The sequence below is a fragment of the Yoonia sp. genome (genome assembly GCF_017854415.1).
In the GTDB taxonomy this organism is placed as follows: domain Bacteria; phylum Pseudomonadota; class Alphaproteobacteria; order Rhodobacterales; family Rhodobacteraceae; genus Yoonia.
The window spans coordinates 1-22,299 of the sequence record NZ_JAFMHR010000037.1; the positions used below are offsets into that span (position 1 = coordinate 1).

Genomic DNA, 22,299 nt, shown 5'->3' on the forward strand with positions numbered 1-22,299 from the left:
CCCATGAAACAAACCGATCTCGTCCTTACCCCAACTCACGTCCGCTTTATGAACCGCCGTTTCCCTTGCACCATCGGGCGTGGCGGTTTGACCAAGCGCAAGCGCGAGGGCGATGGCGCCACCCCGCGCGGCACGCACTGCATTGTTGGGATGCTCTACCGCGCTGACCGCATGGCTAAACCTGCCGATTGGGCGCTGCCGATTGGCCCGCATGATTTGTGGTCTGATGATATCAAAGACGAAGACTACAACATGATGGTCCGCGCACCGCACACCTTTAGCCATGAACGCTTGCGCCGCGCTGATCCGATGTATGACCTGATAATCCTGACCGACTGGAACTGGCCCTATGCTGTCAAAGGGCGCGGGTCAGCGATATTTTTGCATGAATGGCGCGGTCCGGGCCGCCCGACTGCCGGTTGCGTGGCGTTCAGGAGGGATCATCTACGCTGGATCGCGGCCCGCATTCGCCACGAAACGCGGCTTGTTATCGCATAACCGCTGGACCTTGTGCCTTAAATGAGGTCACACCAAGAGGTATCCAGATGAAACACCAAGGCCCGTTTATGACCCCAGAAGAAATCGCACAACTGCCCTATCGCCCTTGTGTCGGCGTTATGCTGATCAATCCGCGGGGACATATTTTCGTGGCACAGCGCAAAGACCGCGACACTGATGCTTGGCAGATGCCCCAAGGGGGCGTCGACAAGGGTGAGACGACCCGCGATGCGGCGTTACGCGAATTGGAAGAAGAGACCAGTATCCCAGCCAAGCATGTCACCATCGAAAGCGAAACCGCAGGGTTGATCCGCTACGATATCCCCCATCAACTGGTCCCGAATATCTGGAAGGGTCGTTTTCGCGGGCAAGAGCAGAAATGGTACCTGATGCGCTTTCACGGTGTCGATAGTCAGATTGATCTCGAAACTGAACACCCCGAGTTTTCTAGTTGGAAATGGATGGACCCAAGCGAATTGGTCGGCAGCATCGTGCCCTTCAAGCGCGCGGTTTATGAACAAGTCTTAGCTGAGTTTGAACCAAAGCTGTAGGATTAGGAACATGAAAGCCTTTATCCTTGCCACCATGCTTGCTGTCATCTGCGGTCAGGCCCAAGCGCTTAGCTGCATGCGCCCTGATCCTGTCACAACGTTTCAACAACTTGCTGCCAAGCCAGAAAGCTACTTTGTACTTTACGGAACACTGACGTTTGACGAAAACGCGCTGCCACAAGGCAGCAGAAGTTTTGAAGAAATCGCCCCGCCTGATCCAATCCCCGCACGCTTTGTGGGCAAGGGGCTGTCAAAGGCGGGATTCGCCACGCCCTATGTCAGCCGCGCGATGCTGCAGGTCACATGCGCGGGGCCGTGGTGTGGGTCCGCGCGCAGTGGGGCAGAGGCGATCTATTTTGTCCTCGCCAGCGATCCACCCGTCACGATGCAAGCCGGCGCATGCGGCGGGATGATCTTTGAAGAACCCACGCCGGATGTCCTGAATATGCTGACGTCTTGCATGCAGGGCGGCACCTGCACACCGTTGCCGTTCGAGTAATTATTTGCGCTGACGCTTGACCTTGCGGGCGGTCTTGGCCGATTTCTTTTTAGCAGAACCGACCTTGCGGCGTGGCGGCTTACCGCGCCCACGTGACGGGCCGCGCGGCACCATTCGGTCGTCAATTGCAATCAGTTCGGCAATCAAGCCGCCCGTGATAGGTGCCGCCTCTGCCAGTTTCACAGTTACCCGTAGCCCCAAACCAATGATCAAGCCCGTTTCGGACCCCATCAGCGTTTGGCTTTCGGCATCGTAATGGAAAAACTCGCGCCCCAATGTGCGGATCGGGATCATTGCGTCGGCGCCGGTTTCATCCAGCTTTACAAAGACACCGAACTTCGCGATCCCGCTAATCCGGCCACCCATTTCCGCACCGATACGGTCGGATAGGAACGCCGCGAGATAGCGGTCCGTCGTGTCACGTTCGGCGGTCATGGAACGGCGCTCTATGTCGCTGATCAGCTGGGCGGTCTCGGGCAGATGTTCGATGTCCCAAGGGCTAAGCCCGTCTTTGCCCCAGCCATGCGACGACACCAACGCGCGGTGTACGATCAAATCCGAATAGCGGCGAATGGGCGAAGTGAAATGCGCATAAGCCCGCAAAGCCAAGCCAAAGTGACCAAAGTTTTCAGGATTATAATAAGCCTGCGTCATTGAACGCAGTGTGGCGATGTTGATCAGTTCGTGGTTTTCAGTGCCAGCAGCACCCTTCAGCAAGGTGTTCAGGTGTGCCGTTTTCAGCACCTGACCTTTGGCCAAGACCAAACCGGATGCAATCGCTACCTCGCGCAGTGCGTCCAGCTTTTCGGGGCTGGGCTCTTCGTGCACGCGAAACAGCAGTGGCGATTTCTTGGCGATCAGCGTCTCTGCGGCCGCGACATTGGCCAGCACCATGAATTCTTCGATCAAGCGGTGCGCATCAAGTCGTTCTTTGAATTGTACCGAAGTGACTTTGCCTGCGTCGTCCAGGATGATCTGCCGCTCTGGCAAGTCCAGCTCCAGCGGTTGGCGGCGTGCACGTGCCTTCACCAATGCGGCATAGGCTGCGTAAAGTGGGGCAATGATACCGTCCAGCAAAGGTGCGGTTTTGTCGTTGGGTCGTCCGTCAACGGCGTCTTGGACTTCTTCGTAGTTCAAAGACGCGACCGATTTCATCAATCCGCGATGAAACGCGTGGTCGATTTTTTCGCCGCTGGCATCAATGCGCACGGCGACGGCAAGGCAGGCACGTTCCACACCTTCATGTAGCGAACACAGATCACCCGAAAGACGATCCGGCAGCATCGGCACAACACGGTCAGGAAAGTAGGTCGAGTTGCCGCGCTTGCGTGCTTCGCGGTCCAATTCAGAGTTCCGCGTGACGTAGTGCGCCACATCAGCAATCGCGACCCAAATGATATAACCGCCAGCGTTCTTGGGGTCGGGGTCGGCTTCGACATAGCACGCATCGTCATGGTCGCGCGCATCCCACGGGTCGATGGTAACAAGGGGCAATTTTCGCATATCGCGGCGTTTGCCCAGTTCTGCGGGTTTTGCTGCTTCAGCTTCGGCGACCACTTCGTCTGGAAAGTGATCTGGAATACCATGTTGGTGGATTGCGATCAGGGAAACCGCGCGCGGTCCTGATGGATCGCCAAGTCGGGCTACGATACGGGCTTTGGGCAGACCCATGCGGCCTTTGGGGCCAGATTGTTCGGCCTCGACTAATTCACCGTCTTTGGCGCCACCTGTGGCACCCGCAGCCACAATCCATTGTTTATCAGCGCCTTTTTCGACAGGCATGATGCGCCCACCTTCACTATCGGCACGAAACACACCCAGCACACGTTGCGGACTGACGTCAATCCGGCGGATCATGCGGCCTGTGTGGCTGTAATCTTCGGTTTGATCAGCCGTCACACGGCCCAAGATGCGGTCGCCTGCGCCAAGTGCCGTATCGCTGTCGCGCTGCACCATCAAGATGCGTGGTTCGGCGCCTTTGCCGCCCCATTCCAGCGGACGCGCAAACAAATCGCCGTCTGCATCGGGTCCAACGATTTCAAGCACAGAAACGGGCGGCAAGTCCTCTGCGTCGCAGTATGAACTGCGGCGTTTGGTCAATTTGCCGTCTTCCTCAAGTTCCTTGAGCAAGCGTTTCAGGTCGATGCGGGCCGCACCTTTGATCCCAAAGGCCTTGGCGATATCGCGCTTGGCGGCTTTGGTTGGGTGTTCGGCAATCCATGCAAGGATTTCGGATTTTGAAGGTATACGTGTCATAGGCCAGCCCTAGCACGCCATGCGCGGGGCGTCATCCGAATTGGCATGCCTTAAGTTGAAGCGAAATAATCGGACAAAATGCGCTTATAGATCGTCTTGAGTTCGCCAATCTGTGCGACCAGAACCCGTTCATCGACCTGATGCATCGTCTTGCCAACCAACCCGAACTCCACCACCGGACAGTGATGCTTTACGAACCGCGCATCAGACGTGCCGCCGGATGTGGACAGTTCAGGCTTGCGGCCTGTTTCGGCCTCGACCGCCTTGCTAATCAGATCAGAAAGCGGACCAGGTGGCGTGATAAAGCTTTCGCCAGACACTTTGACCTGCATCGTGATTTTCACGTCAAATGCGGCAGCAACTTTGTCGGCTTCGTCTTGCATCCATGCGGTAAGGTCCGCGCTATTGTGCGTGTCGTTGAAACGGATGTTAATGCAGGATTTGGTCTGGGCAGGAATGACGTTCGTCGCCGGATTACCGGTGTCGATTGTCAGCACTTGCAGCGAGGAGGGATCAAAGTGATCCGTGCCTGCGTCCAGCACGCGTGACGACAGTATATCCATCAGTCGCGCCATCGCAGGCATCGGGTTCTTGGCGCGGTGTTGATACGCCGCATGGCCTTGGACGCCCGTCACGGTAAAGAACGCGGCCATCGATCCGCGCCTGCCGATTTTCATCGCTTCGCCCATGACATCAGGGCAGGTGGGTTCGCCGACAAGACAAACTGTCATCGCCTCGTTATTGGCGTTCATCCAATCCAACAGGGCTGTCGTGCCATCCAGCGCGTCAGCCTCTTCATCGCCGGTAATCGCTAGCACGACAGCACCGTCAGGGGGGGTCTCGTTGACGAAATCAATTGCGGCGGCGGTAAATGCGGCCACACCGGATTTCATATCAGTGGACCCGCGCCCATAGAGATACCCATCCTTAATTTCGGCACCAAAGGGCGGCATTGTCCATGCGGCCTCGTCGCCCAAGGGCACCACGTCGGTGTGGCCATTGAAACCGAACGTACGGTTGGCACCTTGCCTGCCCCAACGGGCATAAAGGTTCGAAATCCCGCCGCGATCCACGCGTGTACACGTAAATCCGCCTTTGGTCAGCACGTCTTCGAGCAAAACCAGCGCGCCACCTTCAATCGGCGTGACAGATGGGCAACGGACCAGATCAGCGGTCAGGGCAACAGGATCAATCGGGGACATGGGTAAGATTCCTTTTCGCTATGGCTAGCGGGAAGGGCGCAGGGATGCAATTTTGGATTTGAGTTGGTTAGACGCTCTGGCGCAATCAGGCGGTTGAATAGGCCCAAAACACAAACATAATGACCAAGATCAGTATAACTTGTATCACCATTGCCTTTATCAGGAATTTTGAACGTTTCATGTCTGCATCGACGTCGATCTTTTTCATCTGCCGTCTTTCTGTAAAGAAGCTCTGATCGTGCATGAGCGGGGCCACATAATTTGCTCATCGCCAATACTAGTGCTTTTTCGCGAGATGGTCCATTCTAGCAATAGGGGGCTTTAACCCGCAGGCTTCCAATCTGGTTGCGTAGCAAAGCGAGCAACGCCTTCTTGAAGCTGGTCCCAATGCGGTCTGTCACGTGTGTAAATGACAACGCCAATTTCCAAATCACTTGCATCATCCATCGACCCAAGCGTCAGGGTCAAATGATCAGGCGTGCCTGTATTCTTGCCGTAAATGGGACTGGCGCAAGTTGCACAGGAAACCTTGGTCACCTGCGTGCCCTTGTCAGAGACATAGCTGAATTCACGCATGCTTCCTCGCAATGTCACTGCATTTGATGCAAACATCGCACCCACTGTGTGGCCTGTTCCGCTTAGTCTTTTGCAGGCATCACAGTGGCATTGCGCGACAACCACCGGTGGCCCTTCGGCCACATAAGTGACTTCTCCGCAAAGGCATTTTCCTGTGTATCGTGTCATGAACCGAGCATGAAAGAGAGCACTGGTTTGTGCAACCCTAGCTGCGCACGACAAATGTGTGGATGGTGAATACCACAGCATCTGATTGTTGCAGGCGCAAAATGCACTGCCGTTCAGACCGGATAAATGGAGGGGCATCACCCTCTTTGCGTCGGTATGGCTGATGCAGATCGGCATCCTCGTAGCGCAGTTTGTTGAACCGCCACAGCGGTCGCGCTACCTGCACCCCGTCAAACAGCCTTTGCACGCGGCGGGCAATATTATCATCATATTCCGCAACGGGGGCATGAATACCGACCAGTGGGCGGCCTACCTTATCTGCCAACCGCCAATTTGCGGGAAAGCACAAAACGGCACCAGTTAACACGTGCTCTGTTCCGCGCTTTTCCAGCACGCAGATGTCCTCTTGTACAAGATGTCCGAGCGTTTTCAGCGGCGCAGTCCAGTCAATCGCAACAACACGCGTGTCGGGGCATGTGACGTGCGTTTCAGCGACGGTGAACCCAAGTTCGGGCAGAACCTTTAGCGTCTCGGTCAGGATTTCTGTGCACGCATCACGGGACGCAGCAGGTTCATATAAAACCTTATCTTGCTGATCGGATATCAGCGCTGCGCGGTACCGCATTTGTTCGGCATAAGCCTCGTCAATCCGTAACCAATCATCGGCGCCACAAGGCATTGTCCCGGGTAAACGCGGTTCGCCTAATTGCAGCTCTGGTAGATGGTCTTGCAGGATCTCTGGCATCGGGGGCAGCCCCTTAGACCTTGTCGAAGAACGGCGTCATCTGGGCGACAATCACGCTGTTTTCGGCCAATGCGCGATCCATCAATTCTATTTCTTCTTCGGGGATGTCGTGCCCTTCGGCAATCCGTTCATCTAGCGTGCCATAGCCGGATACATCCAAAGGCGCGAGGTCAGCTTGCTTGAGGATCGCCACCGTTTCGCGCACGGCTTCGGCTTCATCAATGCCGCTGGCATAGCACATGAGCGCCGCACCAGTTGCTTCGGCCGGAAGCCCATCGCCCGCATTGCGTCCGACCTCAACCAAAAGGGTATAGACCTGCTGACGGCTTTCTTTCTTGGTCATTTGATTTCTTTCTCTTCCCAGCGTGATCGCACCGCCGCGATGGTCGAAACGATAATCACGATCTGCAATGGCGCGTAAATCAGCACCATCAGGACCACGACTGTCAAGAATAGCGAGAATTCCATCACATAGATAAAGGTCAGCGCCGGCCCCCAAATGGCGGCCAACACCAGCGCGATTATGACAATATCAAATGCCACTGGCGCCCAAGCCGCTTTGAACGAGGGGCGAACCCCCGCTGCAATGCGTTTGCGCGACAGTATGCGGCTTAGGAACATTTAGTCACGCAACAATTCGTTGATGCCGGTCTTAGAGCGGGTGCGTTCGTCCACGCGCTTTACGATGACCGCACAGTACAGGCTGACATTGTTCTTGGATGGCATCGAACCTGCGACGACGACCGAATAAGGAGGTACTTCGCCATACATGACTTCGCCGGTTTCGCGGTCCACGATCTTGGTGGACTGGCCGATGAACACACCCATGCCAAGGACAGACCCTTCACGCACGATGCAGCCTTCAACAACTTCCGAACGCGCCCCGATAAAGCAGTTGTCTTCGATGATTGTGGGGCCTGCCTGCATTGGCTCTAGTACGCCGCCGATACCGACACCGCCAGAGAGGTGCACGTTCTTGCCGATCTGTGCGCAAGACCCAACGGTGGCCCAACCATCAACCATGGACCCTTCGTCGACATAAGCGCCAAGGTTCACGAAAGACGGCATCAAAACAACGCCTTTGCCAATAAACGCTGAGCGGCGCACGATTGACCCTGGCACCGCACGGAAGCCCGCATCGCGCCACTGTGCTTCGTCCCAGCCGTCAAACTTTGATGGGACTTTGTCCCACCAAGTCGATCCGCCATTGCCGCCGGAAATCGGTTCCATATCATTCAAACGGAATGACAAAAGCACCGCCTTTTTAGCCCACTGGTTCACATGCCATCTGCCGTCGTCCATTTTCTGTGCCACACGCAACGCGCCGCTATCAAGGGCGTTCAATGTGTCTTCGATCGCTTCGCGGACCTCGCCGGTCGTTGATGTGGTGATCTGATCGCGGGTATCCCACGCGGCTTCGATTGCGGTCTCTAGGGCGGCATTGTTCGTAGTCATGGCAAGATCCTTTGGCTGTCTGGTTCCTGCCATAAGAAACTAAGGGCCAATTGGCAATTGCATCTTTGACGCGGGCGGGCAAACCTGACCGCCAATCTGGAAGGAAACTACTGTCATGAAAGACAACCGCCACCACCCGTTCCGCGACAGCCACCAAGACATCGAAGAGGTCAAAGGCGTTCCTGATACGCCGCAAACCCGTGCGCCATCCTATGCATTGGCTTTCGCTGATGACGAATTCATGTGCCGCGAAGAACTGCGGCCGGTGCGGCTGCAGCTAGAGTTACTCAAGCCCGAAATGTTGATGGACGAAGCAGGTGTGAATTCAACCATCGTGTTATTCGGTGGTGCGCGTATTCCTGAGCCTGCCAAGAAAGACACCGCCCGCACGCAAACCCTTGCGGACTTGTCAAAATACTATGACGAAGCGCGGCGCTTTTCAAAAATGATTACCGCGAAATCGTTGGAAGCGGGTGGTACCGATAATGTGATTGCCACAGGTGGCGGCCCCGGTGTGATGGAAGCAGGCAATCGCGGCGCGCTAGAAGCTGGCGGACGGTCGATTGGTCTGAATATCGTGCTGCCGCATGAACAAGCGCCGAATGAATATGTGACGCCAGAACTGTGCTTTAACTTTCACTACTTTGCGATCCGCAAAATGCATTTCTTGATGCGTGCGTCGGCGGTTTGCGTGTTTCCGGGTGGCTTTGGCACCTTGGATGAAATGTTCGAGGCGCTAACCCTGATCCAGACGGGTCGCATGGAACAAGTGCCGTTCTTGCTGTTCGGGCGCGCGTTTTGGGAAAAGATCATCAACTGGGATGCGCTGGCGGATGCGGGCACGATTTCAGCAGACGACCTGAAACTATTCCGCTTTGTCGACACCGCAGAAGAGGCTATCGCCGCCTTGGAAAACTGGGAAGGCAACGGGGAAAAGCGTGGCTCGATTCCCGGGCGTTAAGATGCAGCGCGCGATTATGGTTATGGGCGTTTCGGGATCAGGGAAGTCCACGATCGCAAATGCGCTGGCCCGGCACTATGGTGGCGCGTTACTGGATGATGACGATTATCACCCGCAAAGCAACGTGGATCATATGGCGGCAGGGCAGCCACTCACGGACGCGATGCGGTGGCCTTGGCTGGACCGATTGGCAAAGGAGGTGAATGACGCGCGGCAGGACGCGGCAACGGTTTTTGCCTGTTCGGCTTTGCGCAAAACTTACCGCGATCATTTGCGTGCTGCGATTCCCGACTTGCAGGTCGTCTACCTTGACGCACCGCAGGACGTTGTCGCCAAAAGGCTGAACATGCGGCGAGACCATTTTATGCCCGCGGCACTGCTCGACAGCCAATATGCGACGCTTGAACCGCCGCAAAACGCGGCGGCAGCGGTATCGGTAGATCAGCCTGTGGAAGAGATTATTGAGGCGCTAGACCGTATCTTGTGACGGCACTTCGAGTTTTTGCATCGGGGTCTCGTCGGGTTTGCGAATGGCTTGGATCGCGGCCCTTGCAAGGAATTCTCCGGCATCATTGACTAGCTCTGATATGGTCAGGATGTCAGCGCGGAATAGTTTCAAAAACGGCATCGCTTCCTTGGAGAAAACGTCGATTTCCTGACCAACATGCGCGCCATACTGCTCTAGCGCGGCAACCGCAGCCATCGCAGAAGAGGTCGAAGCGGTGATAACGGCATCGATTTGCGGGCGATCATTCAATACCTGCCGCACATGTGCAACGACTTCGGCGCTGGGCGTGTCGCTGGTGATGCCATCAGCGATCGTGACATTGACGCCCTTAGCCTGCCCCCGTTCACGCACCCCCGCCATCAGGTGTTGTCCATAGCTGTGCACAGCGGGTGGTGCGATTACAAAGATGTCCTTGCGACCACGCGCAACCAATCCTTCGACGGCAAGCTCGCCAAATGCTTTGTTATCGTAGTCGTAATACGGATGCGTGTCGGACCAATTCGTGCGGCCGTGCGTTGCAAATGGGAACTTACGCTCCATTAGATAGGTAACGCGAGGGTCATTTGGCTGGATTTGGTTCATGATAATCGCGTCCGCTGATCCGGTTTCAACGATATAGCGAACTGGGTCCATCGGGTCTTGGTCAGGGAAAAACGGTGTTACGATCAAGTGAAAGGGCGTGTCACGCAGGCCGCTTGCCACGGACGCAATCAGTCGGGCGGTATGGCTCATCAGATCATGTTCGGTGGACATCACAAGGCTAATTACGTTCGTGCGGCCGGTGCGCAAACGGACCCCCGCGCGGTTCGGGACATAACCAATGTCATTGGCGATCTTGCGAATTAGTTTCTTGGTATCGGCGCCAATATCGGGCGCATCATTGAGGGCGCGTGATACGGTTGGCACTGCCAAACCACTGAGTTTCGCAATGGTTTTGAGCGTGGGTTTCCCGTCCGAAGTCAGGTTTGTCATCGCCGGTTCGGGCTGCGACTTTTCGCGCTCCATGATGCCGTCTCTCCTGGTTCGATGTTGTTTTTACCCGTCCATTCCATGCCATAGCACGCGCTGACTTTGCTAAAAACAACCTGACAACAAGGCCTTACGCCAATGCAGTTTGGATGTCACGGAGTGTGGCTTAATTTTCCTTGCGAGGTCAATCTAAATCGATATAGGCTCTACTATAACGATTTAGAACCAGGGAGGAGAGAATCGTGAAGCTAACAACAAAATTACTCGCCGCGACGGCGATCATGAGCGCGTCAGCCGTTTCAGCCGTTGAACTAGAGGTGACACATTGGTGGACGTCAGGCGGTGAAGCCGCAGCCGTTGGCAAATTTGCCGATGCGTGGAACGCGACAGGCAACACTTGGGTCGACGGCGCAATCGCCGGATCCGGCGGCACAGCACGCCCTATCATTATCAGCCGCATCTTGGGCGGTGATCCGATGGCGGCAACACAGTTGAACCATGGCCGTCAGGCCGAGGAACTGATCGAAGCAGGTATGATGCTTGATCTGACAGACGTGGCCGAAGCAGGTGGCTGGACCGATATCGTGAACCCGTCATCACTGTTGGATAGCTGCACATTGGACGGAAAAATCTACTGCGTGCCAGTGAACATCCACTCTGCGCAGTGGTTGTGGCTTAGCCATGATGCGTATGAAAAAGCGGGCCTTGATGTGCCAGCTGACTGGAACGAATTTGTGGCATCCGCCGCTGCACTTGACGCGGCAGGTGTGGTTCCTCTCGCCATGGGTCAACAAGGCTGGCAGCAAAACCTTGCCTTTGGTGCGATCACAATCGCAGTCGCTGGTTTGGATGCATGGCGTGATGTGACCGTCAATAAAAACGCCGACACAGCACGCGGTCCAGAATACACAGCCGTATTCGAAGCGGTGGCAAACGCCCGCGAGCTAGCCCGCGACAGCAATGTCCAAGACTGGAACCAAGCGACCAATATGGTCATTACCGGTATGGCTGGCGCACAGCTCATGGGTGACTGGGCGCAGGGTGAATTCTCTGTTGCTGGTCAGATCGAAGGTCAAGACTATTCCTGCCTGCCAGGTTTGGGTCTGAATGCGATCCTTGATACGGGCGGTGACGCGTTCTACTTCCCCGTTAATGATGATCCAGAAATCACAGCCGCCCAGAAAGAACTGGCCGCGTTGCTGATTTCACCAGAGGTCCAGGTCTCCTTTAACCTTGCCAAAGGTTCACTGCCGGTGCGCGGTGATATCGACATGGCCGCAGCGAACGGCTGCATGCAAAAGGGCCTTGGTATTCTGGCCGACGGCGGCATTTTGCCATCAGGTGATCAGTCTTTGTCCGCAGATACGCAGACACAAATCGAAGATCTGATGGCCGAGTTCTGGTCGGGCGATATGCCAGCAGCAGACGCCCAAGCGCGCTACGCTGATCTGATCGCTTCTGCCGACTAACCCACCTCCCGAGCGGCCTGCCCGATGCGTCGGGTGGGCCGTTTGGAAACGGTGCAACTGTTTTGGCGCAAGATCAAACCCACTTAGCTAGCAGGGGGAAACCACCATGTCCGTGGTTGAAGACGGGACGCTGAAAAGCCCCAAACGTCCAATGCGGTTGTTCCGCAATCCAATGGCCAAACTTGCCTCGATCCCGATGATCTTAACGGCAGTTGTAGTGTTTATGGGCGGAACACTCTGGACGGTTGTCTACTCGTTCACAGGGTCGCGGTTGCTACCCAAATTGAATTGGGTCGGATTGGACCAATACGAACGCCTTTGGGACACGCCACGTTGGCTGATCTCGATCTCTAACTTGGCGCTTTATGGGGCTTGCTCACTGGTTCTCACCCTGACAATCGGCTTTTTCCTTGCGGCGTTACTGGACCGAAAAATCAGGTTCGAAAGCGCATTCCGTACGATTTTCCTATATCCATTCGCGCTGTCCTTTGTTGTCACTGGCATCGCGTGGCAGTGGATTTTGAACCCTGATTTCGGCATGGAATCATTGGTCCAAGGCTGGGGTTGGGAAAGCTTTCGCTTTGACCCATTAAATGACCCAGACACCGTGATGTTCGGACTGCTGATCGCAGGCATTTGGCAAGGGTCCGGTCTGATCATGTGCATCATGCTGGCAGGTTTGCGCGGCATCGACGAAGACATCTGGAAAGCCGCCCGCGTAGACGGGATAGGCACAGTGAAAACCTACATTCGCATTATTATTCCGATGATGCGGCCCGTGTTTGTGACAGCGCTTGTTCTGATCGCTTCGGGCATCATCAAGCTTTACGATCTGGTTGTGGCCCAAACGAATGGCGGGCCGGGGATCAGTTCCGAAGTGCCCGCCAAATACGTCATCGAATACATGTTCCGCGCCCAGAATCTTGGCCAAGGTTTTGCAGCGTCCACCATGATGCTTGTATCTGTGATCATCATTCTGATCCCTTGGGCCTACCTCGAATTTGGAGGCAAGAAAAATGCCTGATATCGCATTAGCCGGGCCAAGTGGCCCAAAACCAAAAAAGCGGTTCAGCCGCGCCAACATATTCCTTTACGGCACGCTGATCATGGTCAGCATGTACTATCTGCTGCCGCTTTACGTGATGGTTGTCACCTCGCTGAAAGGTATGCCGGAAATCCGCATGGGCAACGTCTTTGGCCCACCGCTGGAAATCACATTTGAGCCTTGGGTAAAGGCGTGGTCAGAGGCCTGTACAGGCGTGAACTGCGACGGGCTATCGCGCGGTTTCTGGAATTCCGTCCAAATCCTAATCCCGTCGGTGATCTTGTCGATTTCGATTGCATCAGTGAACGGCTATGCGCTGTCGCATTGGAAATTCAAAGGCTCAGAGGTGTTCTTTACCATCCTGATCCTTGGCGCATTTATTCCTTATCAGACAATGATTTACCCAATCGTGATTTTGCTGCGCGAGGTCGGCCTCATGGGTGATTTGGGCGGGCTTGTGCTAGTGCATACGATCTTTGGCATGCCAATTTTGACACTGCTGTTCCGCAACTATTTTGCATCAATCCCAGAGGAATTATTCAAAGCCGCCCGTGTCGACGGTGCTGGGTTCTGGCGGATTTATTTCCAGATCATGCTGCCGATGGCACTGCCGATCTTTGTGGTCGCGATCATCTTGCAGGTCACGGGCATCTGGAATGATTTCCTGTTCGGCGTGATCTACACCAAACCGGCGACATATCCGATGACTGTGCAGCTAAATAACATCGTGAACTCGGTCCAAGGGATCAAGGAATACAACGTCAACATGGCGGCAACACTTCTCACCGGCCTAGTGCCACTCGTTATCTATTTCGCGTCAGGCAAACTTTTTGTCCGGGGCATCGCAGCAGGGGCCGTCAAAGGATGAGCTATTCAGTAGAAATCAAACAACTCGATCTGGCTTTCGGGGCCGTTAAAGTCTTGAAGAATCTGGATTTGAACATCAACGAGGGTGAATTTCTGGTGCTTCTCGGCTCATCAGGGTGCGGCAAATCCACTTTGCTGAACTGTATCGCGGGCTTGCTCGAAGTGACCGATGGCCAAATCCACATCAAAGGCAAGAACGTCACTTGGGAAGAACCGTCAGAGCGGGGCATTGGCATGGTGTTCCAATCCTACGCGCTTTACCCGCAGATGACGGTAAAGGGGAACCTTTCATTTGGTCTGAAGAATGCAAAACTGCCCAAGGACGAGATCGAAAAGCGCGTTGCGCGCGCCGCTGACATCCTGCAAATCGGCCCGCTTTTGGACCGCAAACCGGGTGCTTTGTCCGGTGGTCAGCGCCAGCGCGTCGCGATCGGTCGTGCCTTGGTGCGGGACGTTGATGTGTTTTTGTTCGACGAGCCGCTGTCCAACCTAGATGCCAAGCTGCGTGTTGATCTGCGGGTAGAGCTAAAACGCCTGCACAACCAGTTGAAGAACACGATGATCTATGTGACCCATGATCAGGTAGAGGCGATGACGTTGGCCGACCGGATTGCGGTGATGAAAGGTGGGGCGATCATGCAATTGGGCAGCCCGGACGAGATTTATAACAAGCCGCGCAACCTTTATGTGGCCGACTTTATCGGCAGCCCGTCGATGAATTTCCTTGAGGGGCATTTGGAAGGCGGCAGCTTCAAAGTCGACGATATGGTGATGCCGATGGTGGGCTATGAATTCGCCGAGCCACAGACAGCCGACCGCCCTGCAATGATCGGCATCCGGCCAGAGCATGTGGTCACAGGAGAGTTGGTCAAGAACGCGCCGCTGCAATTCACCGTCGAAGTCGATCTGGTCGAACCGATGGGGTCCGACACCTTGGTCTATGCCAAGCTGGGTCAGCACAGTTTCCGCATTCGCATGGATGGGCAAGCTATCGTTAAGGCCGGTCAAGCCATCGAAATCGGCGTCGACCCGTCCCGCGCCTCTTTGTTTGACAAAAAGACCGAGGACCGTCTGTGACGTCATTGAACTTGGCGGGCGAATGGTCCTTGTCCGATAACAGTGGTGACTACGCTTGCGTCATGAACCTGCCAACAGATGGCATTAGCGCCTTGCATGACGCAGGCCTGATCCCCGATCCATATTGGGGCCGGAACGAGTATGATCTGCGCTGGATCGCGGAACGTGATTGGACCGCAACCCGCACGTTTCATCTGACCAAGGCAGATGTCGATTTGGTCCTGTCCGGTGTCGATACAATCGTCGAAGTTGCCGTGAATGGGCAGATCATTCTGCTCTGCGACAACGCTTTTCGCGATTTTCGGGTGAACCTTGCGGATGTGGCGCTTGTTGGCGAAAACCACATCAGTGTGACGTTTAAGAACTCCATCGCGCATGCGGCCAAGCTGCAGGACGCGCAGCCGTTCTATCTGCCATATCAAGAGGGCAATAACCCGATCCCGAACGTCAACCTGTTGCGCAAACCACAGTGTGATTACGGCTGGGACTGGAACATCGCGCTGGCGCCTTTCGGGATTTATGGGACGCTCGCGATAGAGCCCAGAACAGCGCCACGCTTGGATTATCTGACGGTTGATCAAAACCACACAGATGACAAAGTCGACCTGACGATCAACCTGGCAATTAGCAACTACGAAGGCCCTGTCACGGCGTCAATTGACGGGCAAACCGTCACTGCGCAAGTTGTGCAAGGTCGCTGCATGCTCACCGCTACGATCCAAAGCCCGCAAATCTGGTGGCCCGCAGGCCAAGGCGATCAACCGCTCTACGACCTTGAAGTGTCTTTTGCATCGGTAATGGCCACGCGCCGCATCGGTGTGCGCAGAATGGAACTGATCACCGAAAAAGACGAAGCGGGCCTTGGTTTCAAATTCCGCGTCAATGGTCGCGATGTCTTTGCCAAGGGGGCCAACTGGATCCCTGCTGATGCACTTGCCGGGCAAATCACCCCCGCAAAAACCCATGAACTTTTGCAGTCCGCCGTCGATGCCAACATGAACATGATCCGTATCTGGGGCGGTGGCCGCTATGAGGCGGATTGGTTCTATGACCTGTGCGACGAGATGGGTTTGATGGTGTGGCAGGACTTTATGTTCGCCTGCAATACTTACCCTTCTGATGCGGAATATCTTGAAAACGTTCGCATTGAAGTCACTGAAAACGTCCAGCGCTTGCAGCATCACGCTTGTTTGGCGCTGTGGTGCGGGGACAATGAATTGATCGGCGCACTGACGTGGTTCAAAGAAACCCGCGCTGACCGTGACCGCTATCTGGTGAACTATGACCGCCTGAACCATACGGTCGAAAGGGCGCTCAAAGCGGCTGACCCCGATGCAATCTGGTGGCCATCCTCACCGTCACCGGGTCCGTTGAATTTCAACGACGCGTGGCACGACGACGGGTCTGGCGATATGCATTTCTGGTCGGTCTGGCATGAAGGCCGCGACTTTGATCACTACCGCGATGTGGCCCCGCGCTTTTGTTCCGAGTTCGGATTTCAAAGCTACCCCTCAATGACGTCGATCCGGCAGTTCGCAGACAGCCCCGATCACAACATCGCGGCACCGGTTCTAGAGGCGCATCAAAAAAACGCAGGCGGCAACGCCCGCATCGCCGAGACGATGTTTCGTTATTTTCGCTGGCCCAAGCATTTCGACGACTTTGTTTACCTATCGCAGGTCCAGCAAGGCATCGCGATCAAGACTGCTGTCACCCATTGGCGCAGCCTGAAACCGCATTGCATGGGCACCCTGATTTGGCAGCTCAATGATACATGGCCCGTTTGTTCGTGGGCGTCGCTGAACCATGGCGGCGATTGGAAGTTGCTGCACCACATGGCGCGGGATTTCTACGCGCCTGTTTTGGTGACTGCAGTACCGAAAGATGGCCAAATTGAATTGCGTGCGATCAATGACGATCCAGAGGTCTGCGATGTCACCGCTAAGGCTTTTGCGGTGGATATGCGCGGGAGATTACGTGATCTTGGTACTGCGACTGCATCAGTCGGAGCCGCCGCCATAAATGTCCTGAACATTGAGCAATCTAAACTGGCCGTTGACGAAATGCTGCATTTTACGTGGTCTGCCACGAACGGGAACAGCGGATCGGACACTTTCGCGCCGCTTCCCTACAAAAACTACGATCTACAGCCCAGCGGCCTAGCCGCCGACATCAACGGCAATCAGATCACGCTAAGCGCTACCTCACTTGCGCTTTTTGTGGCGGTCGAGGCTGATGTTTTTGGTCGCTTTGACCAGAACGCAATCACGCTTTTGCCAGACCAACAGGTCTCTATTACATTTTCACCGACCAATCCCGACGACACCCCAACATTCACGCTGCGCGATCTGCACAGCGCTACTTACGCATAGAAAGGCCGCCAAATGCCCCGGATTTCCTATCAGCTTTATTGTTCCCGCAACCATCTGCCCTTGGTGGAAACCCTGCAAATGCTGGCCGCAACCGGCTATACCGAGGTTGAAGGCTATGGCGCATTGCTGGATGATGTCGACACGCTCAAGGCGGGTCTGGAGGCGAGCGGCCTGCTGATGCGCAGTGGGCATGTGGCGCTTGATGACATCGAAAACGATCCTGTAGGCACGATTGCCATTGCGCACCGTTTGGGGCTGGAAAAGATTTTTGCGCCGTATCTTACTGCTGAAGAACGCCCCACCAGTTCTGCCGAATGGACTGCATTTGGCAAACGGTTGGCTGCGGCAGGTAAACCGCTGCAGGACGCAGGCCTGATTTTTGGCTGGCATAACCATGATTTTGAATGCGCCCCGACCCCGCAAGGCGACACACCACTTGATCTGATTATCGCAGGCGGTGATGACATCATGCTAGAGCTTGATCTGGGATGGGTCCGTAGGGCAGGTTTTGATCCCCGCGAATGGATTGAGAAATACGCAGGCCGAATTACAACTGCGCACATCAAGGACATTGCCCCCGAAGGCACATGCGCGGACGAAGATGGTTGGGCCGATGTCGGTCATGGAATTATGGACTGGGGATCGATCCACAGCGCGCTGCAAGCAGCAGGCGTCGATCACTATGTGGTCGAACATGACCACCCTTCAGACGAGCAACGTTTTGCCGCACGCAGCCTTGCGTCGGTTCAGAATTTCTAAAGGAAAATACCATGACACAGCTTGGCGTTGGCATCATCGGATGCGGTTATATTGCGACTTCCTATCTGGGGCTGGCCCCACTTTTTAAAGCACTCAATCCTGTTGCGGTGGCTGACATCAACATGGACGCGGCGCACGCACGCGCAGCGGAATACGGCGTGCGCGCCGATACGGTCGATGATCTGTTGAAAGCGCCTGACGTTGATGTGATCGTGAACCTGACCATCCCGGCGGTGCATTTCGAAGTGACAAAACGGATTTTAGAAGCAGGTAAACACGCTTATTCTGAAAAGCCGCTGGTGTTGACCCTGCAAGAGGGCGAAGAACTGCGCGAATTGGCAGCATCTAAGGGACTTTTGATCGGCTCTGCTCCTGATACGTTTCTCGGCGGCGCACATCAACAAGCGCGCGCTGCGATTGATGCGGGCGACGTGGGTCGGATCATTGGTGGGACCTGTCACGTCATGGGCCACGGCATGGAAGCATGGCACCCGAACCCCGATTTCTTCTTTCAACCTGGCGCTGGACCTGTGCTGGACATCGGCCCCTATTACGTGACGAACCTGATCCAGCTCCTAGGGCCTGTGAGATCCGTAGCGGCCTTGGCAACAGCAACCTTTGCCGAACGCACAATCGGCATCGGCCCCCGCAAAGGCGAAACCGTCCCCGTCAACACACTCACGAACATCCACGCGCTGCTTGATTTCGCGAACGGCGCAACCGTGACCCTTGGGACCAGCTGGGATGTCTGGAAGCACGGCCACGCGAATATGGAACTGTACGGCGAAACCGGATCGCTATTTCTCCCCGACCCGAATTTCTTTGGTGGCGTGGTCGAGAAAAGCATCGAAGGCGCGGACATCACAGCGCTGCCTGCATGGGATCACCCCTTTGGCGTGGCCAATCAGGATGACCTTGCTAACTACCGCTGCGCAGGCCTTGCCGATATGGCAACCGCAATCGCCGAAGGGCGCGCGCACAGGTGCAGCATCGATCTAGCCGTTCATGCGGTTGATGTGATGACGAGCATCCTGCGGGCAGGCGAGGAACGACGGTTTATCGACCTTAGCACAACCTGCGAACGCCCCGCCGCACTGTCACCAGATGAAGCGCGGGCGCTACTAGCCTAGAGCCCTGCTTCTGCAGCGATCTGTGCTTTGGATTTGCGAGAACGCTCTGTCGCGGACTTTAGCTGGCCACAGGCGGCCATAATATCCTCGCCGCGCGGGGTGCGGATTGGTGACGCATAGCCTGCTTTGTAAATGATGTCGGCAAATTTGCGGATACGGTTATTCGACGACCGCTTGTATGGCGCACCAGGCCATTCGTTGAACGGGATCAGGTTGATCTTGGCTGGGATGCCTTCGATCAGCTTAATCAGACGATGCGCGTCTTCGTCCGTGTCATTCACGCCGTCAAGCATCACATACTCAAAGGTGATCCGCTCTGAATTTGAAACCTTGGGATAGTCGCGCAAAACGGCGAGCAAATCGGCCAATGGCCACCGCTTGTTGATCGGCACAAGGCGGTCACGGATTTCGTCTGTGGTTCCGTGGAAAGAGATCGCCAACATGCAGCCAATTTCTTGGGCTGTGCGCGCAATCTCTGGGACGACGCCAGATGTCGACAGGGTAATCCGGCGGCGTGACAGGGTAAGGCCTTCGGGGTCCATAGCGATTTTCATAGCGTCGCGCACGTTTTCAAAGTTATAAAGCGGCTCGCCCATGCCCATCAGAACGATATTGGACAGCAAACGCGTCTCGTTCTTTGGCGCGCCTTGTTCTGGCCATTCGCCCAGATCATCGCGGGCGATCATAATCTGACCAACAATCTCGGCGGTGGTTAGATTGCGCACCAGCTTTTGCGTGCCCGTGTGGCAGAAAGAACAGGTCAGCGTGCAGCCAACTTGGCTGGAAATACAAAGCGTGCCGCGATCGGTCTCGGGGATATAAACCACCTCGACCTCGTGACCGCCCGCAATACGCACCAGATACTTGCGGGTGCCATCGTCGGATACTTGACGGGTGACAACCTCTGGCAAGGCTATCACGAAATTCTCAGCCAGCATCGTGCGATAGTCTTTGGCCAAATTGGTCATCAACGCAAAATCACGCGTGCCCCAGTGATACAGCCACTGCCAAATCTGGCCGACCCGCATTTTCGCCTGCTTTTCAGGTGTACCAACAGCAATCAACGCATCACGCATCTGGTCGCGCGACAAGCCAATCAGGTTTTGTGGACCCTCGGGCGCTTTGCGCGGGATGGTCAGCACGTCTTGCGTGATGGGGGCTTTGACGTCCATTTGCATACTCTCAATTCAGGATTAGCCCTGCATATAAGAGAAAGAGGCGGCCTTCACAAGAAAGCCGCCTCCATTACTTCTTCAGAGCATAAATATCCCCGCCGGAGGCATGATTAAATTCGTTAGAATTTGATCAACCCGCGCAGCGGCTGGCGGCCTCATCAACGGCTGCGGTGAAGCCCAGCAGGCTAAATGTGTCTTGGGTCTGCGTGCCACGACCAGAGCGCGCCGTCAGAACGGCATTCGCACCGCGCTTCATAGCGGCCACAAAATTTGCATCTTCTTCTGGGCTAGCAGGCCATGCGGTTTCACCTTGGGTGAACATCTGAAAGCTCGCATCGCCGATTTGGACACTAACGGTCGAATCCGGAGCAAAAGGATAGCCGCCTGTAAACATCACCTGCCCATTCACGTTTTCGCCGGGACGGTAAAACACGATAAGCCGGATATCACCACGGCGCACGTCAACAGTGTTGCCGTCCCGCGTGTTCAGCGTTTCTTTGGGCGCAGAGACGGCCCAGCATTCACTTGGGTCGCTTTCAACAAAAACGCTCCAGTCTGTGCTGGCAGAAACGCGGTTGCTGCTGGCTTCTTGCGCCATAGCGGTGGTCGCCAAAAACATTGCCGCCGCAACGCCAATCATACGTGGAAAATTCAAAATCATCTCACAGCCTCCAAGCTGTCCGTGCCTCTGGAAACCTCATCCGATCCGCGATGCATCTTGTGGCATCTTTGGGACTGGCGAGGTATTGTTCAACTCGATATCCCACCCTTAGCAAATAATCGCGCGGGGGGGAAAGCCCTCAAAACGGCTGTGGGCGTGTTATCGCATGCCACTTTGACAATGTAAGAAGGCAAAAAAATGGCGAATCCGGTAGATATGGTTGAAGTTTGGCGCGGTGGCCTCTTAGAAAACATCCATCAAGGTCACGCAGTTGTGTGTGATGATACCGGCCAAATCATCGAAAGCTGGGGTGATCCTGACCTACTGATTTATCCGCGATCGTCATGCAAAATGCTCCAAGCCTTGCCTTTAGTGGAAAGCGGTGCGGCGGATCGACTGACCGACCGGCATCTTGCGCTGGCCTCTTCTTCGCATAATGCGGCAGCGATCCATACGGATTTAGTCAGTGACTGGCTTAAAGATCTTGGACTGTCTGATAGCGATTTCCGGTGCGGTCCAGCGATGCCAATGGATCAGGATGCGCGCTATGCATTGATCCGCGCTCATCAGGAACCCTGCCAAATCCATAACGAATGTTCGGGCAAGCACGCGGGCTTTCTGACCCTGTCGCAACATCTTGGCGGCGATGCGGATTATGAATTGATCGACCACCCCGTGCAAAAGGTCATCAAAGCTGCGTTCGAGGATGTGACAGGCGAAACCAGCCCGATGTACGGGATTGACGGTTGCTCTGCCCCTAATCACGCCTGCACCCTACATGGGTTGGGCCGCGCGATGTCGTATTATGCCACAGCCCATGACCGTAACGACACCCGCAGCAAGGCTGCGGCGCGCCTGACCAAAGCCATGATAGCTTGCCCTGAATATGTCGCGGGCGAAGGCCGCACTTGCACTGGATTGATGCGTGCGACAGGCAATAAGATCGCGATCAAAACCGGCGCTGACGGTGTGTTTGTCGCAATCGTGCCTGAAAAGCGCATCGGCATTGCGCTGAAGATGATGGATGGTGTCAATCCAGCGCAGAACTGCGTGATAGCTGCCCTTTTGGTGCGGCTTGGCCTGTTGGACCCCAAACACCCAGAGGCCGTTTTGCGAATGAATCCTGCCATCAAGAACCGTCGTGACTTTGTCACCGGCTATATGCGCCCCACGTCCACCTTGCTTGACGCATCCTATAACCTGAGGTCCTCATAATGTCGTTTACCCTTGCCACTTGGAACATCAACTCTGTCCGTCTGCGTGAAAATATTGTGGCCCGCCTGATGCGTGACGAAGCACCAGATGTGCTGTGCCTGCAAGAATGCAAAAGCCCTGTCGATCTGATCCCGCTCGAAC

Annotated in this window: 25 protein-coding genes; 14 read left to right on the forward strand and 11 right to left on the reverse strand. The window is 55.4% G+C overall.

What is annotated here, in order from left to right; all coding sequences use genetic code 11:
• Nucleotides 1–3 precede the first annotated feature (3 nt).
• The 3 genes from QZ197_RS06135 to QZ197_RS06145 are packed head-to-tail and all read left to right on the forward strand — an operon-like array spanning nt 4 to nt 1,548.
• On the forward strand, nt 4–498 hold the full coding sequence (locus tag QZ197_RS06135; protein ID WP_296431018.1) for a L,D-transpeptidase family protein: 495 nt from the start codon (nt 4–6) through the stop codon (nt 496–498).
• Nucleotides 499–545: 47 nt separating this feature from the next.
• A complete protein-coding gene (locus QZ197_RS06140; RefSeq protein WP_296430992.1) occupies nt 546–1,049 on the forward strand; it encodes an RNA pyrophosphohydrolase in 504 nt (167 codons plus the stop codon).
• A gap of 10 nt (nt 1,050–1,059) precedes the next feature.
• The gene (locus QZ197_RS06145) at nt 1,060–1,548 is read left to right on the forward strand and encodes a hypothetical protein (RefSeq protein WP_296430993.1); all 489 of its coding nucleotides are present in this window, start codon (nt 1,060–1,062) and stop codon (nt 1,546–1,548) included.
• On the opposite strand, the gene rnr is transcribed toward QZ197_RS06145, so the two are convergent.
• The 8 genes from rnr to dapD all read right to left on the reverse strand — a co-directional run bounded on the left by rnr (nt 1,549) and on the right by dapD (nt 7,950).
• Nucleotides 1,549–3,804, reverse strand: coding sequence for a ribonuclease R (gene rnr, locus QZ197_RS06150; RefSeq protein WP_296430994.1), 2,256 nt, complete (start codon nt 3,802–3,804; stop codon nt 1,549–1,551).
• Nucleotides 3,805–3,854: 50 nt separating this feature from the next.
• Complete coding sequence (gene dapE / locus QZ197_RS06155; protein ID WP_296430995.1) at nt 3,855–5,006, reverse strand: succinyl-diaminopimelate desuccinylase; 1,152 nt, start codon at nt 5,004–5,006, stop codon at nt 3,855–3,857.
• An 85-nt stretch (nt 5,007–5,091) separates the two neighbouring features.
• A complete protein-coding gene (locus QZ197_RS06160; RefSeq protein WP_296430996.1) occupies nt 5,092–5,214 on the reverse strand; it encodes a hypothetical protein in 123 nt (40 codons plus the stop codon).
• A 113-nt stretch (nt 5,215–5,327) separates the two neighbouring features.
• A complete protein-coding gene (locus QZ197_RS06165; RefSeq protein ID WP_296430997.1) occupies nt 5,328–5,750 on the reverse strand; it encodes a GFA family protein in 423 nt (140 codons plus the stop codon).
• 37 nt (nt 5,751–5,787) lie between these two features.
• A complete protein-coding gene (locus tag QZ197_RS06170; protein WP_296430998.1) occupies nt 5,788–6,495 on the reverse strand; it encodes a DUF3445 domain-containing protein in 708 nt (235 codons plus the stop codon).
• Nucleotides 6,496–6,508: 13 nt separating this feature from the next.
• Nucleotides 6,509–6,838 carry a hypothetical protein gene (locus tag QZ197_RS06175; RefSeq protein WP_296430999.1) on the reverse strand — a complete coding sequence of 110 codons (330 nt, stop codon included), beginning with the start codon at nt 6,836–6,838 and terminating at the stop codon, nt 6,509–6,511.
• A complete protein-coding gene (locus QZ197_RS06180; RefSeq protein ID WP_296431000.1) occupies nt 6,835–7,116 on the reverse strand; it encodes a hypothetical protein in 282 nt (93 codons plus the stop codon). The genes QZ197_RS06175 and QZ197_RS06180 overlap by 4 nt, the downstream gene beginning before the upstream one ends.
• On the reverse strand, nt 7,117–7,950 hold the full coding sequence (gene dapD, locus QZ197_RS06185; RefSeq protein WP_296431001.1) for a 2,3,4,5-tetrahydropyridine-2,6-dicarboxylate N-succinyltransferase: 834 nt from the start codon (nt 7,948–7,950) through the stop codon (nt 7,117–7,119).
• 115 nt (nt 7,951–8,065) lie between these two features.
• Here dapD and QZ197_RS06190 point away from each other — a divergent pair, with 115 nt between their 5' ends.
• Together QZ197_RS06190 and QZ197_RS06195 are read left to right on the forward strand one after the other, a co-directional pair.
• Nucleotides 8,066–8,911: a TIGR00730 family Rossman fold protein gene (locus tag QZ197_RS06190; protein WP_296431002.1), complete on the forward strand. Its 846-nt coding sequence runs from the start codon at nt 8,066–8,068 to the stop codon at nt 8,909–8,911.
• Complete coding sequence (locus QZ197_RS06195) at nt 8,889–9,398, forward strand: gluconokinase (protein ID WP_296431003.1); 510 nt, start codon at nt 8,889–8,891, stop codon at nt 9,396–9,398. The genes QZ197_RS06190 and QZ197_RS06195 overlap by 23 nt, the downstream gene beginning before the upstream one ends.
• On the opposite strand, the gene QZ197_RS06200 is transcribed toward QZ197_RS06195, so the two are convergent.
• On the reverse strand, nt 9,381–10,424 hold the full coding sequence (locus tag QZ197_RS06200; RefSeq protein ID WP_296431004.1) for a LacI family transcriptional regulator: 1,044 nt from the start codon (nt 10,422–10,424) through the stop codon (nt 9,381–9,383). The two genes, QZ197_RS06195 and QZ197_RS06200, sit on opposite strands and share 18 nt — an antisense overlap.
• A gap of 206 nt (nt 10,425–10,630) precedes the next feature.
• On the opposite strand from QZ197_RS06200, the gene QZ197_RS06205 reads away from it, so the two are divergent.
• The 7 genes from QZ197_RS06205 (at nt 10,631) to QZ197_RS06235 (ending at nt 19,107) form a co-directional block, all read left to right on the forward strand.
• On the forward strand, nt 10,631–11,857 hold the full coding sequence (locus QZ197_RS06205; RefSeq protein WP_296431005.1) for an ABC transporter substrate-binding protein: 1,227 nt from the start codon (nt 10,631–10,633) through the stop codon (nt 11,855–11,857).
• 106 nt (nt 11,858–11,963) lie between these two features.
• Nucleotides 11,964–12,881, forward strand: coding sequence for a sugar ABC transporter permease (locus QZ197_RS06210; RefSeq protein WP_296431006.1), 918 nt, complete (start codon nt 11,964–11,966; stop codon nt 12,879–12,881).
• On the forward strand, nt 12,874–13,770 hold the full coding sequence (locus QZ197_RS06215) for a carbohydrate ABC transporter permease (protein WP_296431007.1): 897 nt from the start codon (nt 12,874–12,876) through the stop codon (nt 13,768–13,770). The genes QZ197_RS06210 and QZ197_RS06215 overlap by 8 nt, the downstream gene beginning before the upstream one ends.
• Nucleotides 13,767–14,846, forward strand: coding sequence for a sn-glycerol-3-phosphate ABC transporter ATP-binding protein UgpC (gene ugpC / locus QZ197_RS06220; RefSeq protein WP_296431008.1), 1,080 nt, complete (start codon nt 13,767–13,769; stop codon nt 14,844–14,846). Before QZ197_RS06215 ends, ugpC begins: the two co-directional genes overlap by 4 nt.
• On the forward strand, nt 14,843–17,218 hold the full coding sequence (locus QZ197_RS06225) for a glycoside hydrolase family 2 protein (protein WP_296431009.1): 2,376 nt from the start codon (nt 14,843–14,845) through the stop codon (nt 17,216–17,218). The genes ugpC and QZ197_RS06225 overlap by 4 nt, the downstream gene beginning before the upstream one ends.
• 12 nt (nt 17,219–17,230) lie before the next feature.
• Nucleotides 17,231–17,977 (forward strand): sugar phosphate isomerase/epimerase, encoded by a 747-nt coding sequence (locus tag QZ197_RS06230; RefSeq protein ID WP_296431010.1) that lies wholly within the window; start codon nt 17,231–17,233, stop codon nt 17,975–17,977.
• 11 nt (nt 17,978–17,988) lie between these two features.
• On the forward strand, nt 17,989–19,107 hold the full coding sequence (locus tag QZ197_RS06235) for a Gfo/Idh/MocA family oxidoreductase (protein ID WP_296431012.1): 1,119 nt from the start codon (nt 17,989–17,991) through the stop codon (nt 19,105–19,107).
• On the opposite strand, the gene rlmN is transcribed toward QZ197_RS06235, so the two are convergent.
• Together rlmN and QZ197_RS06245 are read right to left on the reverse strand one after the other, a co-directional pair.
• A complete protein-coding gene (rlmN, locus tag QZ197_RS06240) occupies nt 19,104–20,279 on the reverse strand; it encodes a 23S rRNA (adenine(2503)-C(2))-methyltransferase RlmN (RefSeq protein WP_296431020.1) in 1,176 nt (391 codons plus the stop codon). The genes QZ197_RS06235 and rlmN overlap by 4 nt on opposite strands.
• Nucleotides 20,280–20,412: 133 nt before the next feature.
• The gene (locus tag QZ197_RS06245) at nt 20,413–20,943 is read right to left on the reverse strand and encodes an invasion associated locus B family protein (protein WP_296431014.1); all 531 of its coding nucleotides are present in this window, start codon (nt 20,941–20,943) and stop codon (nt 20,413–20,415) included.
• A gap of 198 nt (nt 20,944–21,141) precedes the next feature.
• Between QZ197_RS06245 and QZ197_RS06250 the strand changes: the two genes are divergently transcribed.
• Nucleotides 21,142–22,158: an asparaginase gene (locus QZ197_RS06250; protein ID WP_296431016.1), complete on the forward strand. Its 1,017-nt coding sequence runs from the start codon at nt 21,142–21,144 to the stop codon at nt 22,156–22,158.
• Nucleotides 22,158–22,299 (forward strand): endonuclease/exonuclease/phosphatase family protein (locus tag QZ197_RS06255; protein WP_363157884.1); only part of this gene is annotated, 142 nt, incomplete at its 3' end. The genes QZ197_RS06250 and QZ197_RS06255, both read left to right, overlap by 1 nt.

What these genes read in the sequence shown, in the direction of transcription:
- QZ197_RS06175 (WP_296430999.1), bottom strand. Translation starts at nt 6,838, where the DNA reads ATGACCAAGAAAGAAAGCCGTCAGCAGGTCTATACCCTTTTGGTTGAG.
- QZ197_RS06165 (WP_296430997.1), bottom strand. Translation starts at nt 5,750, where the DNA reads ATGACACGATACACAGGAAAATGCCTTTGCGGAGAAGTCACTTATGTG.
- QZ197_RS06215 (WP_296431007.1), top strand. Translation starts at nt 12,874, where the DNA reads ATGCCTGATATCGCATTAGCCGGGCCAAGTGGCCCAAAACCAAAAAAG.
- QZ197_RS06245 (WP_296431014.1), bottom strand. Translation starts at nt 20,943, where the DNA reads ATGATTTTGAATTTTCCACGTATGATTGGCGTTGCGGCGGCAATGTTT.
- rlmN (WP_296431020.1), bottom strand. Translation starts at nt 20,279, where the DNA reads ATGGACGTCAAAGCCCCCATCACGCAAGACGTGCTGACCATCCCGCGC.
- QZ197_RS06160 (WP_296430996.1), bottom strand. Translation starts at nt 5,214, where the DNA reads ATGAAAAAGATCGACGTCGATGCAGACATGAAACGTTCAAAATTCCTG.
- QZ197_RS06180 (WP_296431000.1), bottom strand. Translation starts at nt 7,116, where the DNA reads ATGTTCCTAAGCCGCATACTGTCGCGCAAACGCATTGCAGCGGGGGTT.
- QZ197_RS06170 (WP_296430998.1), bottom strand. Translation starts at nt 6,495, where the DNA reads ATGCCAGAGATCCTGCAAGACCATCTACCAGAGCTGCAATTAGGCGAA.
- QZ197_RS06250 (WP_296431016.1), top strand. Translation starts at nt 21,142, where the DNA reads ATGGCGAATCCGGTAGATATGGTTGAAGTTTGGCGCGGTGGCCTCTTA.
- QZ197_RS06140 (WP_296430992.1), top strand. Translation starts at nt 546, where the DNA reads ATGAAACACCAAGGCCCGTTTATGACCCCAGAAGAAATCGCACAACTG.
- dapE (WP_296430995.1), bottom strand. Translation starts at nt 5,006, where the DNA reads ATGTCCCCGATTGATCCTGTTGCCCTGACCGCTGATCTGGTCCGTTGC.
- QZ197_RS06145 (WP_296430993.1), top strand. Translation starts at nt 1,060, where the DNA reads ATGAAAGCCTTTATCCTTGCCACCATGCTTGCTGTCATCTGCGGTCAG.
- QZ197_RS06230 (WP_296431010.1), top strand. Translation starts at nt 17,231, where the DNA reads ATGCCCCGGATTTCCTATCAGCTTTATTGTTCCCGCAACCATCTGCCC.
- QZ197_RS06235 (WP_296431012.1), top strand. Translation starts at nt 17,989, where the DNA reads ATGACACAGCTTGGCGTTGGCATCATCGGATGCGGTTATATTGCGACT.
- QZ197_RS06200 (WP_296431004.1), bottom strand. Translation starts at nt 10,424, where the DNA reads ATGGAGCGCGAAAAGTCGCAGCCCGAACCGGCGATGACAAACCTGACT.
- ugpC (WP_296431008.1), top strand. Translation starts at nt 13,767, where the DNA reads ATGAGCTATTCAGTAGAAATCAAACAACTCGATCTGGCTTTCGGGGCC.
- rnr (WP_296430994.1), bottom strand. Translation starts at nt 3,804, where the DNA reads ATGACACGTATACCTTCAAAATCCGAAATCCTTGCATGGATTGCCGAA.
- QZ197_RS06190 (WP_296431002.1), top strand. Translation starts at nt 8,066, where the DNA reads ATGAAAGACAACCGCCACCACCCGTTCCGCGACAGCCACCAAGACATC.
- QZ197_RS06135 (WP_296431018.1), top strand. Translation starts at nt 4, where the DNA reads ATGAAACAAACCGATCTCGTCCTTACCCCAACTCACGTCCGCTTTATG.
- QZ197_RS06210 (WP_296431006.1), top strand. Translation starts at nt 11,964, where the DNA reads ATGTCCGTGGTTGAAGACGGGACGCTGAAAAGCCCCAAACGTCCAATG.
- dapD (WP_296431001.1), bottom strand. Translation starts at nt 7,950, where the DNA reads ATGACTACGAACAATGCCGCCCTAGAGACCGCAATCGAAGCCGCGTGG.